An 18,437-nucleotide genomic window follows, 5' to 3' on the forward strand; every position below is an offset into this window, starting at 1 on the left:
CATTTCGGGAATATCATGAAATCAGTTTTTCAGTCCATTAAGAATTTACCGCAGGACGTATTAGATCAGTTGGATGATTTAATTACAGTCCGAAAACTTAAAAAAGGCGATTTCCTATTGAAAGAAGATCAGGTTTGTAGTGAAATTGTTTTGATAAAAAAAGGAATTTTAAGATCGTTCTTTTTTAATCATCAGGGCAATGAAATAACAAACTGTTTTGCTTTTGAAAATGAATTTATGGGGTCGTTTTCGAGCTTCATAACGCAAAAAGTGGCAGAAGAAAACATTCAGGCACTTACCGATACTGAAATCGAGGTTATACACAAAGAAGGGATAGAGAAGCTTTACAGCTCGAGTATTTACTGGCAGGAAGTAGGCCGTAAAATTGCCGAAATTGAATATGTGACGCTGCAAAAAAGAATGATTTCTTTTCAAAAACTGTCAGGAACCCAGCGTTACGAAGAACTTTATCAAAATCATAAAAACTACATTCAGCAAATACCGCTGCAATACCTCGCCTCTTATTTGGGTGTTACACCAAGGCATCTGAGCCGAATTCGCAAAGCTGTTTTATAGGACATTTGTCCGGTTCCCGAGAGGGGTTTCTTCGTTATTTTTGTTCCAAACAAATTACCAATGAGGAAAAATATTTTAATAATTGGAGGGACAGGATTAGTAGGTAAAATCATTTTGCGCATTCTTGAAGGGAGGAATTCTGACTATAAAGTTTTTGTCGGAAGTCGTAAACCGGGGCAAACCAAAAATGCTTTAGTTGTAGATGTTAACCAGCCTGAAACCTTTACTGCGATTACAGACCATAAGATCGATTTGATTGTAATGTGTGCAAAAGACAGCAGTAATAAAATCTTGCAGTTTGCCATACAAAACGGCTTGGATTATCTCGATATTACCAAACCCACTCCGGATCTAACAGCCGCGCATGATTTTGCCAGAGCCGATAAACAAAAGATAAACAGCCGAATCGTTTTTAGTTCCGGCTGGATGGGCGGAATCGTCAGCAGCCTGGTGGATCTTGTCGAGCCCGATACTTCTAAAATTCAGGAAACAAAGCTGTATATTTATTATTCGATTAAAGATTTGGCTGGCAAAAGCTCGGCTCATTTTCTGGCGGAAAACGTCTGTAAACCCTTTGTGGTTTATGAAAATGACAAAGCTAAAAAGGTCAGACATTTTTCGGATTCAGAAGATTTTAATTTTTCATTTGGAATAGGAAAACGACAGGTTTACAACCTCGATGTTCCGGATTTGTTCATTCTAAATCAGATCGAAAAAATACCAACCGTTTTGGTTAAGATGACTTATAACTCTAAGATAGTGACACGTTTAATGGGGTATCTTCAATCGCTGAAAGTGTTTAATATTATGTCGCTAAAAGAAAGACAGCTCTTGTTTGGCTCGAGCGGAAAAGGAGATCAGACGGTTTTTGAAGTCATGGTTAAAACACAGAATAAAACAAAGCGCGTTAGTTTGCAGAGTTTAAAAGGTCAGGCAGAATTAACGGCATTTTCGGCAGTTTTGCATGTCGAAAAGCTGTTGAGTGAAAGTGTAGCAGAAGGGATTTACTTTAGCCACCAAATACATTCGTCTGCCGAAATTTACGAAGCCTTAAGCGCTTACAATACAATTAATGTTAATATAAGCTAATTGAAAATGAAAAACATTCTTATTATCAACGGCCATCCAAACTCATCCAGTTTTAATTTTGCGATAGCCGAATCGTATCTCAAAGGAGTACTGGCATCTAAAACAGAAGTGGATACGATTACCATTGCGAAGCTCAACTTCAATCCGAATTTACAATTTGGTTATCAAAAGCGTACCGAATTAGAACCTGATTTGTTAGAAGCCTGGGAGAAAATAAAAAAAGCTGATCATTTGGTCTGGATTCATCCGGTTTGGTGGGGTGGATTACCAGCAATTACAAAAGGTTTTATAGATCGGTTGTTTTTACCGGGTATGGCTTTTCAATACCGTGAGAATTCCGTTTGGTGGGATAAATTGTTAAAAGGAAAAACCGCTCATATTATCACTACCTTAGATCAGCCCGGCTGGTACTACCGATTTTTTTATGCGAGACCCAGTGTCAATCAGTTGAAAAAGACTGTTTTAGAATTCTGTGGTGTCCAGCCTGTAAAAGTGAGTTATATCGGAATTATAAAAACAGCCGATGAAACGCAAAGAAAAAAATGGCTGCAAAAAGTGTATAATTTCGGACTGCAAAATAAATAAGGAACTAGACTTGCAAATCCAATCCAAATGTAGAGCGCAATAGTTCTATGTTTGGGTTGATTTCCAGTAAGCGGTTGTATCGGTCCTGATCGTTGAGGTTGCGTTTAATTTGGATCGTTTCGTTAACAATTACCTCAATCGTAATATCGTGATTGTGCAAATGTCCTTTTAAATGTCCTAAAAGCCCGTACATCTGACCTTCAAAATCTACTTTAGAACCTTCGTTCGGTAGTTCAAAAGTAATAACAGTGCCGTTTAACTTCGGGTCGTTGATTAACAATAACGACTGCATAATTTTGTGACCTTTGTCGCCTAAACGCTGGGCATATTTGTTCCATTGCAGCAACATTTCGGTTTCTGTAAAATCTTCCGTAGGCAGTTCAGTTGTCGGTTTTACATACGTTTTATTGACTGCTTCCAGTTCTTTTTTCTTGCGGATGCTTGATAAAGAAAAGGCAGAAACTTTAGGCTCTGTGCTTGTTTCGGGCTTTGGAGCTGCTGGAGCTTCAGGTTTTGGAGTCGAAGCGGTTTGTTCGTTTCCTGAAGTTTCGTTTGCGGCTACAGCTGTATCGGCAGCTTCTGTCTTTGGAGTTTTAACTTCAACGATAGAATATCCGCCATTTTTATAATAAGTAGGGGGGATTATGAATTGCTCAACTTTTTTTTTTCTCCATCAAAATTGATAGAGGCCAACTGCATCAGACATAATTCGACTAAAAGGCGTTGGTTTTGACTTAATTTGTACTTTAAGTCGCAGTCGTTGGCGATATCGATTCCTTTTAACAGAAAATCCTGGGAGCATTTTTGTGCCTGAACTCCATACATTTGCTGGGCCTGTTCACCTACTTCAAGTAAAGCAATTGTAGCAGGAGTTTTGCTCACCAATAAATCTCTGAAATGAGAAGCAAGTCCGGCAATAAAATGATGTCCGTCAAAACCTTTAGCGAGTATGTCGTTGTAGGCCAATAAAAGATCCGGAATTTTATTTTCTAAAAGTAAATCGGTAATGCTAATGTAAGTCTCGTAATCTAAAACGTTTAGATTTTCGGTTACCGCCTGACGTGTTAAGTTAGTTCCGCAATACGAAACCACACGGTCAAAAATAGACAAAGCATCACGCATCGCACCATCAGCTTTTTGAGCGATAATGTGCAAAGCATCGTCTTCAAAATTGATTCCCTGACTTGCGGCAACATCTGCTAAGTGTTCTTTAGCGTCTTTTACTGTAATTCTTTTGAAATCAAAAATCTGACAACGGGATAAGATCGTTGGAATAATTTTGTGTTTCTCTGTGGTAGCCAGAATAAAAATGGCGTGTTTTGGCGGTTCTTCCAATGTTTTCAGAAAAGCATTAAAAGCAGCCGAAGACAACATGTGGACCTCGTCAATAATATAGACTTTATATTGTCCGGTTTGTGGCGGGATTCGAACCTGATCGATCAGACTACGAATGTCATCCACAGAGTTATTTGAAGCAGCATCTAACTCAAAAACGTTAAAAGCAAAATCTTCGGTAGGGTCATCATATCCGGGCTGATTGATTTTTCGGGCCAGGATACGCGCGCAGGTTGTTTTTCCAACACCACGCGGTCCGGTGAACAAAAGGGCAGAAGCAAGGTGATTGCTGTCAATAGCATTCAGCAAAGTGTTGGTAATGGCTTTTTGTCCCACTACATCCTTAAACGTCTGTGGGCGATACTTACGGGCCGATACTAAAAATTGTTCCATGTTCTATTTTATTCGATAGCAAATATAGGCTGAAAATTGCCAAATCACAAATCTGAAATTGATAAATGTTGGAGTTGTTTTTGAGTGTTTTGAATATGAGAAAGTAACGTTTTAGAATTTGAATTTTGGGACTGAAAAAAATTAGGAGGATGTAATTTTTTGTTCTTCATTTTTAACTTTTTCTTATGAAACTGATTTCGACATAGTTGTAAGAATTCAGGTTTAAATTTATATTTTTGATGCAATCCTTTATGGAAATCTAAAACCAATTAAAATTGCCGGATATGAAATTATTTTTATCGACTTTGCTTTTGGTTACCACATTTATTGTAAAATCTCAGTCGACTGTGACAAGCAGTCCGGTTTATCAACTACGTATCTATGAGATTTTTGAGTCCAATAAAAATCAGTTCCATGAACGTTTTCGCGATCACGCCATGCGTATCATGAAGAAGTATAATTTTAGGATCACCTCGATCTGGGAATCAAAGTCGGACAAAAAAACAGAGTTTGTTTATTTTCTGGAATGGCCGGACGAAACGACTATGAAAAAAGCCTGGCAAGGTTTTAAAAGTGATCAGGAATGGATCGCGGTTAAAAAAGAATTTACAGCAAAATATGGCGATGTAGTGGGGAATATTGAAGACCGGATTTTAACAAAGACGGACTATTCCCCAAAATGATTGTCGTGTTTTTTTAAAGTTGCTTTTGCTTAAAGATATTCGAAACGTGCGTCTCGTTGATACATTTAGCCGCAAACTCATTTTAACTCCTTAACTTTTTATGAAAAACTATTTATTGGTAATTGCATTTGCTTTTTTTTCGTCTGGGCTTCAGGCACAAAACGCTCAGGATTCGCTTGATATCAAACGTGTTGCTTTGGCTTATATCGAGGCACAGCATAATCCGAATCCGAAATTGATGGAAGGTGCCCTGCATCCCAGATTGGTCAAACGATCTGTTTTTAGAAGTAAAGCTGCCAAAAAAGATTATGTCTCCGAATACTTTACAGAGAACATGGTGCTTCTGGCAGAGACGTACAATGCAAAAGGAGATAAATTTCCGAAAAATCCAAGAAAGGAAGTAAAATTACTGGATGTCTCGGCACGAACAGCGTCTGTTAAATTGATTGCTGATGCCTGGATCGATTATATGCACGTTGTGAAAACAAATGGGGAATGGAAGATTATAAATGTACTTTGGCAATACAATGATGTAACGCAGCATGAATAGGAATTTGATTGTTTTTTAAGCAATCTTTAAAATTTCAGTCCCGTTGGGAGATTAGATTTTTGTTTAGAGTAAAAAGAAGAAATTTGTTTTTACTCTAAACAAAAAACATAACTTTCTCATGAAACCATCAGTCCTAGCCCCGATAGAAGCGGTATCCTTTTTCTTGCTCCTTTAGCAAGAAAAAGATAAAGCGGATAGCGGGATTGGCTCCTGAAAATTATCTTCCTTTGATGCTTAGATCCGATAAAAACTTTACTGTTTCCTGATCAGAGTCGGCGGAGAAACCTGCGACATACACTCCTTTTTTGCCTGATGTTGATTTAATTCCGGATACAACTGCCTCATCGCCCGGGTCTGAATTCCCTTCGTATCGATACACATGAACAATTTCAAATTTTTCAGGATTCTTTTTTATCAGGTCTGAGTTTAGGTTAAAATCAAACGTAAATCCTTTTTCATTCAATTGATCTAAAGCTTTTGAAACAGTTGCGTAGTGATACATTCTAGTCATGATAATTGAATTTTAAAATTATGGGTTTTAAAGATAACCAATTTAAAATTAAATTGTTACGAAAATGAGCCGAAAATCTAAAATTTAAAATCATTATTCTTAGTATATAAATCGCTACTTTTGCCCCGCAGACCGCCTTATCGTCGTTCCGATTTATCGGAAGGGAGGAAAGTCCGGACACCACAGAGAAGCATAGCGGGTAACACCCGTCGGCGTTAGCAATAGCGCAAGGACAAGTGCAACAGAAAGTATGTACAGGTAATGCTGTAGTGAAACCAGGTAAACTCTATGCGGTGAAATACCAAGTATATCAGCATTTAAGGGCTTCTCGTCCGTTGTTGAAGGGTAGGTAGCTTGAGTCCCGTAGTAATGCGGGATCTAGATAAATGATAAGGCTCTGATTTATCAGGGACAGAATCCGGCTTATAGGTCTGCATTTTTTATATATTTGTGAAACTCTCAAATCTGCCTTCATGAATATAACTACTCCAAAATCTTCTAAACAGCCCAAGAAAAGTACCTTAAGGCTTATTGTCACTAATCTAACCTTTTGGGTTCTTATTGCTATTATTGCCGGAATTTTGCTCGGTCATTTTTCACCACAAAATGGTGTGAAAATGGAAATATTGGGTGCTAAATTCATAGCCCTGATCAAAATTTTTATAGGTCCGATTATCTTTCTGACGATTGTTTTGGGGATCTCCGGAATGGGAAATCTGAAAAAAGTAGGACGAATAGGAGTGAAAGCATTGGGTTATTTTGAAGTGGTTTCGACTGTAGCTTTGGCGATTGGGGTGGCCGTGGCTTATTTCTTTAAGCCCGGTAAAATTGACAGATCCAGCTTGACTTTGGGAGACGCCAGTGCCTATACCACAAATGCGGCGGAGCATTTTTCGTGGCTCGAATTTTTTCTTTCCAATTTTACCTTGCAGGTTTTACTGGCAGCGATTGTGTGCGGAATTGCTCTGAATTTTTATAAAAAGAGGGAGCAAACGATTTTGGTGTTGGAACGTTTTTCGAATGTGGTTTTCCTGGGATTGAAATATGTGATGTATCTGGCTCCAATTGGTGCTTTTGGCGGTATGGCATTCACCATCGGAAAGTTTGGTTTGCAAACGCTTATTCCGTTGGGGAAATTGATGTTGTGTGTGTATTTGACCATGGCGCTTTTTGTCTTTTTGATTTTAGGAAGCATTTTAAGGTATTATAAAATCAGGATACTTTCGGTTTTAAAATATATCAAAGAAGAACTTTTACTGGTGCTCGGGACTTCCTCTTCGGAGGCGGCTTTGCCCAGTATTATGGTGAAACTAGAGCAAATGGGATGCAGTAAATCGGTTGTAGGATTGGTGATTCCAACGGGGTACTCTTTTAATTTGGATGGAACTTCGATTTATTTGTCGATGTCGGTCATATTCTTGGCTCAGTTGTATGACGTGCATTTGAGTTTCTTTGAAATTCTGAGTGTCATCGGGATTCTGATGATTACCTCAAAAGGTGCTGCAGGAGTAACCGGAAGCGGATTTATTGTTCTGGCTTCGACTTTAACCGCATTGCATAAAATTCCGGTTGAAGGATTGGCTTTTTTGCTGGGAGTTGATAAGTTTATGAGCGAAGCGAGAGCGATTACGAATTTAATTGGAAATACAGTGGCAACGATTGTAATTTCGAAAAGCGAACGTGATTTTACAGAACTTAATCTGAATCCTGTTTTAGAGGAGATGTGAGATGTTAAATGTGAGATGTAATATGTAAAATGTAAAACGTTGAATTTGAAACTTGAAACCTGAAACCTGAAACTTGGAATTTTGGAATTTGGAATTTGAATTGTTAAGATGTAAAAAGTAAAATCCGTATCAATCCGCGTTTTCGCATAGCGAATCCGTGTCATCCGCGTGTTATTTTTTACCACGTAGTGAAATGTGAAATGTGAAATGTGAAATGTGAGATGTGAAACCTGAAACTTGAAACCTGAAACTTGGAATTTGGAATTTGAAGTTTGTTTTTATTTAAATAAAATTTTATGAAAAGAATTGGAATTTTAGGGCTTGGCGGAGTAGGCGGTTATTTTGGCGGACTTTTAGCAAAAGCCTATCACGAGTCAGATGATATTGAGATTGTTTTTATTGCACGCGGCGCTGCTCAGCAGGCAATAGCCGAAAACGGACTGAAAATCGTGACCGACGATTCGGAGCTTATTGTGCATCCAAAATTGGTTTCAAACGATCCCAAAGAAATTGGGGAATTGGATTATTTAATTTGTGCGACCAAAACCTATGATATTGAGGAAAGTCTGCTTTCACTTCAAAGCTGTATCGTTGCTAAAACGGCTATTCTTCCTTTGTACAATGGGGTAGATGCACCGGAACGCATTCAGAAGCTATTCCCGCACAACGATATTTTGCAGGGTTGTGTTTATATTATTTCGATGATTACATTACCGGGTACGATTAGAAAAATGGGTTTTTACGAAAAGCTATTTTTTGGCTCTAAAACGGTAGCTGCTTCAAAATTATCGGAATTGCAGGATATTTTTCAGTATGCTAAAATTGAAAGTTATTGGGTTGAGAATATTGAAGAAACGGTATGGGAGAAGTTTATTTTTATTTCGGCACTAGCGTCGACGACTTCGTATCTGAATCAGCATATTGGTGAAATTTTAGACCATCCGGACGCTATGACGGTTTATGTTGGCCTGTTGCACGAAATTGATGCAGTAGCTAAAGCAAAAGGCTTAAAACTGCCGGAAGATATCGTAAATCAGACTATCGTTAAACTGGAAAAATCACCTCGCGAAGCAACGTCTTCGATGCATAGGGATTTATTGGCCGGCAAAAGTACCGAAGCAAGCTCACTGACTAAATTTGTGTTGAACGAAGGGAAGAAATATGGTGTAAAAACGCCGCTTTATGAAAAAATCACTAACGTATTATTACCTTAGCTTTCACGATTAAAAAATAGAAAAACCTTGCTTTGTCAAGGTTTTTCTATTTTAAATTCCAGCCCAATATTTCGGGTGCTCTCAATGCTGATTTTCGGATCTGAATTGAAATATTTTCTAAGCCTGCTAATAAAAACATCCATACTTCGTCCGGAGAAATAATCGTCTTTTTTCCAGACCGACATTAAAATTTGGTCTCTCTTTAATAACTGATTGTGGTTCAGATATAAATACTCGATTAGAGAAGCTTCCATTTCGGTGAGCTGCTGCACATGATTTTTATTGTTTAGGGTTAGTCTTTCATTATCAAAAATATAAGAACCAATTTCAATTATATTATTTCCGTCCAGACTTCTCTTTTGTTCGATTCTTTTTAAAATATTGTGCAAACGCAGTATAAGTTCGTCGATTTCAAAAGGTTTTATGATATAGTCGTCTGCGCCTAATTTTAGTCCAATGATTTTGTCTTCTTTTAACTTTCTTGCCGTCAGAAAAATAAAGGGAGTCTCGGGGTTGATTGTAATCATTTTTTCGGCCAATGAAAATCCGTCTAATTTTGGCATCATGACGTCCAAAACGCAAATGTCAAAAGTCTGTTTGGAAAAATAGTCTAACGCTATTTCGCCATTTTCTGCCCAGGTTACTTCAAATTGATGCAGTTCTAAATATTGTTTTAAAATGGCCGCAAAATCAAAATCGTCTTCGGCTAAAAGTAATTTTTTCAAAATAAGGGAATTAAACTTTTAATAAAATAGTAAACTGGGTTCCTTTTCCTAAATCGCTCACAACACTCACAGTGCCCTGATGCGCTTTTATAATTTGATCGACATAATACAATCCTAAACCTAAGCCTTTTGTATTATGAAGATTTCCTTGTTGTACGCGATAGAATTTTTCAAAAAGAAGGGATTGTTTGTTCTTTTCGATTCCAATTCCGTCATCTTCAACGCTAATCGAAAATTGATCTTGGCTCAACTCTGTTTTTATCGTAATGGTAGTAGAACCATATTTTACAGCATTTTCCAAAACATTTAAAAGAGCGGTGGTCAAATAGAATTTGTCCAGAATCAGATTGGTTTTCTGTGTTTTAAAATCGGTTTTAATGTTGATTTTGGGATAAGTAATCTTGAAATCATTAACGATTGTCAATAGAAAATCTTCGGCTTTTGTTTTTTCTTTTTGAAGTTCGATTCCGTTCTCTGCCAGTGAATTTGCCATTACCTGATCGATCAGATTCTGTAAACGATTGTTCTGACGTGAAATGGTATTGACTATAGTGGTAAAACTTTCATCATTATCGCGAATGTCTTTTCGCTCTAATATCTTGGTCGAAATGCCTAAAGTTGTCAAAGGTGTTTTAAGTTCGTGGGTAATATTATTGATGAAATCGGTTTTAATATCGTTGGCTTTCTTCTGTTTGATTAAAGCTTTTATGGCAATGAAAAAAAGAGTGATAAGGGTTGCTATCGAAAGCAACGACAAGATTAAAACGAAAGTCATTCGTCTTAAAATAATCATTTCCCAGTCGATTACCGAAACGTACATCGAATCCTCGGTTAATAATTTGTAACCCTTGTTTTCAAAGGTTCCGTTGCTGGTACCCACATAATTCCGGACTAAAAAGGCATGGTTTAAAGAAATCAGATTTCCGTAGAGTTTGTTTTGGATAAAGGGTTTCTCAGAGAAAATGGTGTCTACTTTTTTGGCGTTTTGATAGAGCACAAATTTATTTAGAACAATTGCAAAATCGATTTTTAAGTTAGGTAAATCTCTTTTGAATTTACGCTGAATCTTTTGTGTTAAAACGTCGCTGTATTCATTTTCGAGAATATAGTTTTTAATCTCAACCTTGCTGCTTTTTCCCTGAATGTAATTTTCGGATAATTGTTGGTAAAGTGCTTCTTTTTTGGCCACTATTACCGAATCGATATCGCTGTAATCATTGGTGATTCCCGCAATTTTATTCTTGATTTCGGTATGAAACTGTGCTACTTTATAATCGTAGGTTGTTTTTACCAAATAACACTGCACCGTTGATAAAACAATCAGGGCGAGGACAGAAAAAGCGATTAATAAATTGATTCTTTGTTTCATGAGTTGTTTTGTTGGGACGCTGATTACACAGATTAAATGGGTGTAAATCTCCGGGCCATTCTCTATTCAAAAATAAAGCTTTTAAGAGACAATAGGCACATTAACCCAGCATTAACCTTCAATTAACTTTCGCAACTCTTTTTTAGAAGCATTTTTGCAGGACTACAATCCAAAATCAAATCCAAAATGAACATTAATTTGCTGGTAAAACTTTTTCTATTTCTTTTTTTGTTCTTGCTTTCTTTAGCGGGATATGCACAAAATGAAACCCCAAAAGACAGTCTTTCGAACACGTTAAATGAAGTTGTGATCGCCCGACAAAAAAAGACGTTTACCCATACAAACGGGAATGTAAAAGTTGATGTGGCCAATTCTGTTTACAATGCCATTCCGAACACCGTCGATCTGCTGGCAAAATTACCGACCGTTCAGGTTAGTTCAGACAGAGAAAGCATTTCGGTTGTGGGCAGGGGCAATCCTCTGATTTATATCGACAATCAAAAAGTGGGAATGAATGATCTGAATGCTTTGGCTGTAGCCGATATTAAAGCGATCGAAATTATTCAGAACCCCTCTTCTAAATATGAGGCCGAAGGACGTGCTGTGATTTTGATTACCCGAAAGTTTAGCAAGAAGGACAGTTTTAGAACCGAGATTTCCGAGCTGGCTTCTTTTAAGAAAAAGTACAACAATTATCTTGGGTTTAGTACAAGTTTTAAGAAGAACAAACTCGAGTGGAAAGCCAATTTCAATTACAATCAATTACAGCCCTGGGAAACCCACAGCATTGATTACCAAATTCCCGAGGCCGAAATCGCTTCTAAATATAATGTGGAGGCGTATTCTAAAAAAAGGCAGTTTGTTTTTGGAGGCAGTCTGTTTTATAAGATAAACGAAGACGATTATTTTTCGATTAGTGTAAATAGTAAGCTTCAGAAAGATCTTTTTCCTATTCATACCACAACCGTAAATACAAACAAAAACATCGAAAATAACGTTTTGACTTATAGCGATAATGATAGCAAAAAGAATTTTGTAAACTCGTTTCTGAATTATATGAAAAAAATAAAAGCTGTCGATGTTCAGGTTTTTACTGGGTTGCAATGGTCTAATTTCGATCAGGGATTGTGGAGTCAGGTTAAAAATAATTATAATGATACCCAGTTTGAATGGGCACAGCTTCGGGATCAAAAGTTTAAGGTGAATGTCTTTTCAGGTAGAATTGATGTGGAAAAGAAGTTTGAAAATGAAATGAAATTTGAAATAGGAGGGCTGTATTCGTTTGCAAATTCCAAATCAGATTTTGATCTGTTTTTTTATGAAAACAAGGTAAACGAACTTAGTCATTATGATTTCAGGGAGCAAAATTTAGCGGCTTACAGCCAGTTCTCAGGAAAGATTAAGAAAGCGGAATTTTCGGTTGGATTTCGGGTAGAAAATACAAATGTAGACGGAAAGTTTAAAGCCGATTCTTCTCCTTTAATCGATAAAAAATATACTAATTTCTTCCCTAAAGCGCAATTTTCATTTCCGATAGACAGCCTGAAGAGTATTAGTGTTAATTATGCCAGAAGTATTTCGAGACCCAACTATTCTTCATTAAGTCAGGGTACTACTTATATAAATCCTTATTTTTTATATGCAAGAAATATTAATTTAGATCCTACAATTGTCAATGAAATTTCGTCTACTTTTCAATACCGTGATAAATCGGTGAAACTAACGTATTATCGAAATACAAACCCGGTTTACAATAGTTTTTTCTTTGACAAGGAACTGAATGTAATGACTTTTAAGGATGTGAATTTTGAGAAAGAGTCTGCCTTTATGGTTGATTTTGAATTGCCTTTCACCTATAGATTCTGGACGACTACAAATTCGTTGGTTTTTGTTTCAGAGCAAATTGAGGACCCTTCGGCAGTATTCAGGTCTTCAAAACCGTATTTTTATTATTACTCCAATAACGAATTTAAACTTCCAAAAGGTTACGTTCTAATGGTTGGTTTCAGGACTATTACAAAACAATACAAAGGAGTTTTTGAAAGGAATGCAAGAACGGTAGTAGATATGGCTGTTTCTAAAACGTTCTTTAAAAATTGGAGCTGTGCTTTAAACTTTAATAATGTGTTTAAAAGTATAAAGGAAGAAGAAGTTTTTACAATTAATACGATCCGCTCAAAAGCAAGATACCTGCTCGATGAGCGTGAGATTTCGGTTTCGGTGAAGTACTCTTTTGGAAAGGTAAAGGAAAGCGAATTCAAAGGAAAAAGTATGGAAGAGCATTCAGACCGGCTAAGATAAAAAGCGGCGGTTGGTAATTGTCTTTCGGAGCGAAGTCTGAACGTTTAACGGTTCTGACTTCGCCCGGTATGACATTGCGATTGGAACGAAGATTATCCCTCGTCCTCCTCAGTTATTTTGGTCGATAAATCGTCTGGTAATTCTTCGTCGTCATCGGTTGAGTTCAGTTCGAAAAAACTAAAGAATGATCCTCCATAGCTTTTTTGAAAAGAAAAATTACTCAAATGATCCATTTTGGTATATTTGGAATGCTCAATAATCATCATACCGTCTTCATGAAGCAGTTCTCTTTCGAAAACGGTTACTACAATCTTCTCAAATGCCGCCTGATCAAATCCATAGGGCGGATCGGCAAAAACAATATCATAAGAAGTTTTGCAGTTTTCAAGAAACTTGTAAACATCACTTTTAGTCGCAGCAATATCAAAATCATATTCTGACGAAACCTGCTTGATAAATTTTACACATCCAAAATCACCATCTACGGAGGTAATTGGAGCACTTCCGCGTGAAGCGAATTCAAAACTGATGTTGCCTGTTCCTGAAAACAAGTCCAGAACCTTTAAGCCGTCAAAACTAAAATGATTGTTCAAAACATTAAACAATGCTTCTTTACTCATGTCGGTTGTGGGTCTTACAGGAAGGTTTTTTGGCGGAAAAATGCGGCGACCTTTGTATTTTCCTGAAATGATTCTCATGATTGGAATAGGATATAATGTTTTTGATTTTCGGCTGTTGTGAAGCTATTTCTTTGCTGTAAGGTGCTTACATCCAAAAAGGATATATGACGAATGTATTTGTATGCAATGGCATAATACGGATCGTTTTGGTCGATTGTGCCCAAAAACTCAAGTTGAAAACTCTCGGGATTCAAATTGGATTGTTCGGCAGTAAAAAGCAAATAATAAATAAAATCTTCGGGTGTCTGGTATTCAAATGAGTTGAACAGTAATAGTTTTTGATTCTGCACCACAATCACTTCAAAATGACCGTAGTTAAAATTAACTACCATTTTTTTATCGTCATTGTTTCTTGAAGCATCGAGAATTTTTTCGACTAAAATACTGTTGGCATGTTTGTAATCAAAAGTCCCAAACTGATCAATAAAAAAATTGTTGATATTGACATAGGGTATGTAAACCGCATTCATTTGATACTTTGAAATTTGATCAAAGGCAAAAAAATCAGTTTCAAAAACCTTTGTATTGTATTGCAGATAACTTCCAAGGTAGTTTTCATCAAACAAAGCCGTTGGAACAAAGGTGGAAAGGTTGTTGTTGTGAATCACCAAAACTTCGTCATACGTTTCCTGTAGTTCGGGATGGTTTCTAAAAGCATCTCCAAACAGTTCTTCAATTTTGGTCGCTTTGTGAAACGTTTCAAAATGAATTTCTTTTAAAGCAGTGACAGTATTATTTAAAGTATCAAAACAACAAAACGACAATCCGGTCAAGGAAACCTGAATAGAAAGCTTTTTGTATTTTTTTGAAGTGATGTTAGTGTTTTGTAATGACATATTGATTTACAATTCGTTACCTGTTTTACAAGAAAGAATTTTAGGCGACCACAAACTTACAAATTAAAAAGGAACAATAATAATTGCAATTTCAAAAAACAATTTCACTTGTATTTTAAAAGAAGGTTAAGAAAAGATTTTTTTTGAAAAATAGAAGCTCTGATTTTGGGTATGATTTGCAGGAGACGAAATTTTAAATTGGCATTGCCATTAAAAAAGACGAACTTTGTACTTCAAACTTACCCTATGAATTCAGCATTGTTTTACGGCGTTTTGCAAAAAAAATTCCCTTTCGCTCCAACCTATAAACAGGATATTTTTTTTCAAAAAATCGCTATTTTTTTGACCGAACCGGCTAACGATACCATTTTTGTACTTAAAGGATACGCAGGAACGGGGAAAACTACGGTGATTTCGACGATTGTAAACAATTTGGGAGACATCAATAAAAAGTTTGTTTTGCTGGCGCCAACCGGACGTGCGGCGAAGGTAATTGCCAATTACTCGAATACACCGGCATTTACCATTCATAAAAAAATATACTTTCCTAAAAAATCTTCGGGTGGGGGCGTGGCTTTTACCAAACAACAGAACAAACATAAAAACACGATTTTTATCGTCGATGAGGCGTCGATGATTTCTGACAGTAATTCCGATTCCAAAATGTATGATAACGGATCGCTGTTGGATGATTTGATTTCGTATGTATATTCGGGAACAAATTGTAAAATGATTCTTTTGGGAGATACTGCCCAGCTGCCACCGGTAAACTTAGACATAAGTCCCGCTCTGGATACCCATACTTTAGGGATTCACTACGGCAAAGAAATAGAACATATCGAATTGGATGAGGTAATGCGTCAGGAAGAAAGTTCCGGAATTTTGTTTAATGCAACAGAATTAAGGGAGCTGCTGAAAGAGAGTTTTATTACTGAATTTAGATTCAATGTTAAAAAATTCAAAGATATTGTTCGGCTGACAGATGGTTATGATATTCAGGACGCTATTAACTCAGCTTATAGTAATTATAGTATTGAAGATACCGCTTTTATTGTTCGCTCAAACAAAAGAGCCAATCAGTATAACGAACAGATTCGAACCAGGATTTTATTTAAAGAAAGCGAACTGTCGGCAGGAGATTTCCTGATGGTAGTAAAGAATAATTATTTCTGGCTGAAAGAAACCGATGAAGCCGGATTTATTGCCAATGGTGACATTATCGAAGTTCTAGAGCTTTTTGGAATCAAGGAGCTGTACGGGTTTAATTTTGCAAAGGTAAAAATCAGAATGGTCGATTATCCGGATCAGAAACCTTTTGAAACGGTATTGATTTTAGATACGATCAAGAGTGAATCTCCTTCTTTAACCTACGAAGAGTCCAACCGTTTGTACGAGGAAGTAATGAAAGACTATGAAAACGAAAGCACCAAGTATAAAAAGTTTCAGAAGGTAAAAGAGAACGAATATTTTAATGGTTTACAGGTGAAGTTTTCGTATGCTATAACCTGTCATAAATCGCAGGGAGGTCAGTGGAATACGGTTTTTATCGAACAGCCGTATTTGCCCAACGGAATCGATCGCGATTACATTAGATGGCTTTATACCGCTATGACACGTGCTAAAAATAAGTTATATTTGATAGGATTTAAAGACGAGAGTTTTGAGGAATAAAACGCGACTTTTACTAATTGTCACGAATTTTTCTTAAATTTAACGTTAGCGAAATCCGGGTTAGAATCCTTTACAATGACAACACTAAACGACTTACATTCAATTTCGTCAGCATTTTCGAATACTGATAAAATGCCGGTTCTGTTTTTAGGACACGGAAGTCCTATGAATGCGATTGAAGAAAATCAGTTTGTAACCGGTTTTCGGAATTTAGCCAAAACACTGCCGCAGCCCAATGCCATTTTGTGTATTTCGGCCCACTGGTTTACCAACGGTACCAAAGTGACGTCGATGCAGATGCCCAGAACCATTCATGATTTTGGGGGATTTCCACAGGCACTTTTTGATGTACAGTACCCCGCAAAAGGAAGTCCGGAATTGGCATATGAGACAAAAAAAATACTGGAACCTGTTCCTGTAGATCTGGATGAACACTGGGGACTGGATCATGGAGCCTGGAGTGTAATCAAACATTTATATCCGGAAGCCAATGTTCCGGTAATTCAGTTGAGTATCGATTATACCAAGCCTGGTCAGTATCATTTTGAATTGGCGCAAAAATTACAATCCTTACGCCATAAAGGTGTTTTGATTATCGGAAGCGGAAACATCGTTCATAATTTACGAATGGTCGATTTCAGGAATTTTGATAAAGACAATTATGGTTACGATTGGGCTATTGAAGCACGGGAAATCATCAATTCGTATTTGCTCGATGCTAATTTTCAGCCTTTGATTGACTTCGAAAAAATGAACAAAGCAGTTCAACTGGCGATTCCTACGCCAGAGCATTATTTGCCGCTGCTTTATACTTTAGGATTAAAAGAAAAATCAGAAGAACTGAGTTTGTTTAATGATAAGTTATTGGCCGGTTCGTTGAGTATGACCTCGGTTAAAATCATGTAATACTACTTTACCAATCTGCAAGAAAGAGTTGTTACACAGAGATTGCGCAGAGATTCACAAAGATTTCCCCACTTTCATGCATGTTTTTTGGAGTGTTTTGTTAGCTGCATTAATTATATTCAGATTATGATTATGGAGCAGGTGCTACAGTTCGGGTAAAAGTGCAGCCTCCTATGGAAAAATTAGTAGGACCGGAATTTATCGGAGTACCGCTAAGCCTTATAGTCATTTCCTGGCTTCCTAATGCCGTAAAAGTTCCGGTTAATTCTGATAGTATGCCATTTACAGCAGTTCCCTTTAAATAATAAGTTCCTATTTTAGTTACATTAGCTTTAATAATTTGTGTCGCATTTGTGATGGGCTGTCCCTGAGTTAATGTCCCATTGGAAGCAAAGTTGCAAGTGGTTACACCCGAAGTTGTAGCGGTGGTAGTGCCAGTGATTGGTCGGTCAAAACTACAGCTGGGCGTTGTGTTAAGTACGTATGTTCCTGTGCCCCCACCTACAGGAGTACCGCTGGCCGTAAGCACAATATTCTGCGATCCGGCACCTGTATAAGTTCCTGAGGCTGAAAAAGTGACTCCGTCATAGGTTGCCGAGATGTTAAACGGTCCAGGACTCATACCAGTGGCTGTAATGGTCTGAGTGACTCCTGAAACAGCCTGTCCCTGAGTCATGGTGCCACTTGTAGCAGTAGAACAGAGGAAACTTGGTGCTACTGCCGTCGTATTACAACCACTATACCAAATCGTACCATTGTACCACTCCAGACAGTTTTTAGTAGTGTTATAGATTACCAAGCCAAGACTTGGAGAAGGAATTGCATCCCTTTCTGCAGTTGTTAAACGAGGAGGGAGAAAACCTTTGGTGGAGCTTTTTATTTCCAGCGCGGCATCACTAGATGGTTTAGGAGTTCCAATGCCAATCTGTGCATTAGAAAAAAGAGTAAGCAAAAGAAAAGTTACGATGAGATATTTTTTTAAAAACATAAAATAGTTTTGCAGGATTACAATTTCTGAGCAAATTTAGATATACCTTCCCAAAAAATGTAACGCAAAGTAATAACGGTACTGTTCTATGTTGTAAATGTGTTTTTTTTCAAATATTCGTTAATAAGGTGCTCGCGAGAAACCGTAAATCGGGTTGCTGCCGGATTACATAAAAAAGATTTATGCAGATGAGATCGATTTATCTCTTCGGCATTTTGTGAATAAAACGGGCATGAATCTGCGTGAGGAAAATTTACTTCCCTGTAAAAAAAAGGTAGTGAATCTCTGAGAAATCTTT

General features: G+C 37.2%; 19 protein-coding genes and 1 other RNA gene. 12 read left to right on the plus strand and 8 right to left on the minus strand.

Going from position 1 to position 18,437, the window contains the following annotated elements; all coding sequences use genetic code 11:
* The first annotated feature begins 15 nt into the window (after nucleotides 1-15).
* From ACN1CN_RS13360 to ACN1CN_RS13370, 3 genes are read left to right on the plus strand one after another with little or no spacing between them, the layout of a single operon-like run.
* On the plus strand, nucleotides 16-576 hold the full coding sequence (locus ACN1CN_RS13360) for a Crp/Fnr family transcriptional regulator (RefSeq protein ID WP_291286884.1): 561 nt from the start codon (nucleotides 16-18) through the stop codon (nucleotides 574-576).
* A 60-nt stretch (nucleotides 577-636) separates the two neighbouring features.
* Nucleotides 637-1,665: an NAD-dependent epimerase/dehydratase family protein gene (locus tag ACN1CN_RS13365; protein WP_419136014.1), complete on the plus strand. Its 1,029-nt coding sequence runs from the start codon at nucleotides 637-639 to the stop codon at nucleotides 1,663-1,665.
* Nucleotides 1,666-1,671: 6 nt separating this feature from the next.
* Nucleotides 1,672-2,250 (plus strand): NAD(P)H-dependent oxidoreductase, encoded by a 579-nt coding sequence (locus ACN1CN_RS13370; RefSeq protein ID WP_419136015.1) that lies wholly within the window; start codon nucleotides 1,672-1,674, stop codon nucleotides 2,248-2,250.
* Nucleotides 2,251-2,254: 4 nt separating this feature from the next.
* Here the strand turns inward: ACN1CN_RS13370 and ACN1CN_RS13375 are convergent, their stop codons facing one another.
* A complete protein-coding gene (locus ACN1CN_RS13375; RefSeq protein ID WP_419136016.1) occupies nucleotides 2,255-2,599 on the minus strand; it encodes a DNA polymerase III in 345 nt (114 codons plus the stop codon).
* An 88-nt stretch (nucleotides 2,600-2,687) separates the two neighbouring features.
* On the opposite strand from ACN1CN_RS13375, the gene ACN1CN_RS13380 reads away from it, so the two are divergent.
* Nucleotides 2,688-2,879, plus strand: coding sequence for a hypothetical protein (locus ACN1CN_RS13380; protein WP_419136017.1), 192 nt, complete (start codon nucleotides 2,688-2,690; stop codon nucleotides 2,877-2,879).
* Between the two features lie 13 nt (nucleotides 2,880-2,892).
* On the opposite strand, the gene dnaX is transcribed toward ACN1CN_RS13380, so the two are convergent.
* Complete coding sequence (dnaX, locus tag ACN1CN_RS13385) at nucleotides 2,893-3,978, minus strand: DNA polymerase III subunit gamma/tau (RefSeq protein WP_419136018.1); 1,086 nt, start codon at nucleotides 3,976-3,978, stop codon at nucleotides 2,893-2,895.
* 284 nt (nucleotides 3,979-4,262) lie between these two features.
* Between dnaX and ACN1CN_RS13390 the strand changes: the two genes are divergently transcribed.
* Nucleotides 4,263-4,661, plus strand: a complete 399-nt coding sequence (locus ACN1CN_RS13390; protein ID WP_419136019.1) for an NIPSNAP family protein — start codon at nucleotides 4,263-4,265, stop codon at nucleotides 4,659-4,661.
* A 100-nt stretch (nucleotides 4,662-4,761) separates the two neighbouring features.
* Complete coding sequence (locus ACN1CN_RS13395; protein WP_419136020.1) at nucleotides 4,762-5,211, plus strand: nuclear transport factor 2 family protein; 450 nt, start codon at nucleotides 4,762-4,764, stop codon at nucleotides 5,209-5,211.
* 217 nt (nucleotides 5,212-5,428) lie between these two features.
* Here ACN1CN_RS13395 and ACN1CN_RS13400 read toward each other — a convergent pair whose 3' ends face one another.
* The gene (locus ACN1CN_RS13400; RefSeq protein WP_419136021.1) at nucleotides 5,429-5,722 is read right to left on the minus strand and encodes a hypothetical protein; all 294 of its coding nucleotides are present in this window, start codon (nucleotides 5,720-5,722) and stop codon (nucleotides 5,429-5,431) included.
* A gap of 124 nt (nucleotides 5,723-5,846) precedes the next feature.
* On the opposite strand from ACN1CN_RS13400, the gene rnpB reads away from it, so the two are divergent.
* From rnpB to ACN1CN_RS13415, 3 genes are all read left to right on the plus strand, one after another.
* Nucleotides 5,847-6,164: RNase P RNA component class A (gene rnpB / locus ACN1CN_RS13405), an RNA gene on the plus strand.
* A 31-nt stretch (nucleotides 6,165-6,195) separates the two neighbouring features.
* Nucleotides 6,196-7,449 carry a cation:dicarboxylate symporter family transporter gene (locus ACN1CN_RS13410; RefSeq protein WP_419136022.1) on the plus strand — a complete coding sequence of 418 codons (1,254 nt, stop codon included), beginning with the start codon at nucleotides 6,196-6,198 and terminating at the stop codon, nucleotides 7,447-7,449.
* 296 nt (nucleotides 7,450-7,745) lie between these two features.
* Nucleotides 7,746-8,663 (plus strand): ketopantoate reductase family protein, encoded by a 918-nt coding sequence (locus ACN1CN_RS13415; RefSeq protein WP_419136023.1) that lies wholly within the window; start codon nucleotides 7,746-7,748, stop codon nucleotides 8,661-8,663.
* 35 nt (nucleotides 8,664-8,698) lie between these two features.
* Here ACN1CN_RS13415 and ACN1CN_RS13420 read toward each other — a convergent pair whose 3' ends face one another.
* The gene (locus ACN1CN_RS13420; RefSeq protein ID WP_419136024.1) at nucleotides 8,699-9,388 is read right to left on the minus strand and encodes a response regulator transcription factor; all 690 of its coding nucleotides are present in this window, start codon (nucleotides 9,386-9,388) and stop codon (nucleotides 8,699-8,701) included.
* A 10-nt stretch (nucleotides 9,389-9,398) separates the two neighbouring features.
* The gene (locus ACN1CN_RS13425) at nucleotides 9,399-10,757 is read right to left on the minus strand and encodes a sensor histidine kinase (RefSeq protein WP_419136025.1); all 1,359 of its coding nucleotides are present in this window, start codon (nucleotides 10,755-10,757) and stop codon (nucleotides 9,399-9,401) included.
* Between the two features lie 186 nt (nucleotides 10,758-10,943).
* Between ACN1CN_RS13425 and ACN1CN_RS13430 the strand changes: the two genes are divergently transcribed.
* A complete protein-coding gene (locus ACN1CN_RS13430) occupies nucleotides 10,944-13,058 on the plus strand; it encodes a TonB-dependent receptor domain-containing protein (RefSeq protein WP_419136026.1) in 2,115 nt (704 codons plus the stop codon).
* A gap of 92 nt (nucleotides 13,059-13,150) precedes the next feature.
* On the opposite strand, the gene ACN1CN_RS13435 is transcribed toward ACN1CN_RS13430, so the two are convergent.
* Nucleotides 13,151-13,756, minus strand: a complete 606-nt coding sequence (locus tag ACN1CN_RS13435) for an RsmD family RNA methyltransferase (RefSeq protein WP_264524539.1) — start codon at nucleotides 13,754-13,756, stop codon at nucleotides 13,151-13,153.
* Entirely contained in the window at nucleotides 13,753-14,574 is an 822-nt protein-coding gene (locus tag ACN1CN_RS13440) for a DUF3822 family protein (protein WP_264524538.1), read from the minus strand. Before ACN1CN_RS13440 ends, ACN1CN_RS13435 begins: the two co-directional genes overlap by 4 nt.
* A 246-nt stretch (nucleotides 14,575-14,820) precedes the next feature.
* Between ACN1CN_RS13440 and ACN1CN_RS13445 the strand changes: the two genes are divergently transcribed.
* Entirely contained in the window at nucleotides 14,821-16,245 is a 1,425-nt protein-coding gene (locus ACN1CN_RS13445; protein WP_264524537.1) for an ATP-dependent DNA helicase, read from the plus strand.
* Between the two features lie 75 nt (nucleotides 16,246-16,320).
* A complete protein-coding gene (gene ygiD / locus ACN1CN_RS13450) occupies nucleotides 16,321-17,151 on the plus strand; it encodes a 4,5-DOPA dioxygenase extradiol (protein WP_419136027.1) in 831 nt (276 codons plus the stop codon).
* A 130-nt stretch (nucleotides 17,152-17,281) separates the two neighbouring features.
* On the opposite strand, the gene ACN1CN_RS13455 is transcribed toward ygiD, so the two are convergent.
* Entirely contained in the window at nucleotides 17,282-18,139 is an 858-nt protein-coding gene (locus ACN1CN_RS13455; RefSeq protein ID WP_419136028.1) for a hypothetical protein, read from the minus strand.
* Nucleotides 18,140-18,437 lie beyond the last annotated feature (298 nt).

It is taken from the genome of Flavobacterium sp. T12S277, from assembly GCF_048514875.1.
Lineage (GTDB): Bacteria > Bacteroidota > Bacteroidia > Flavobacteriales > Flavobacteriaceae > Flavobacterium.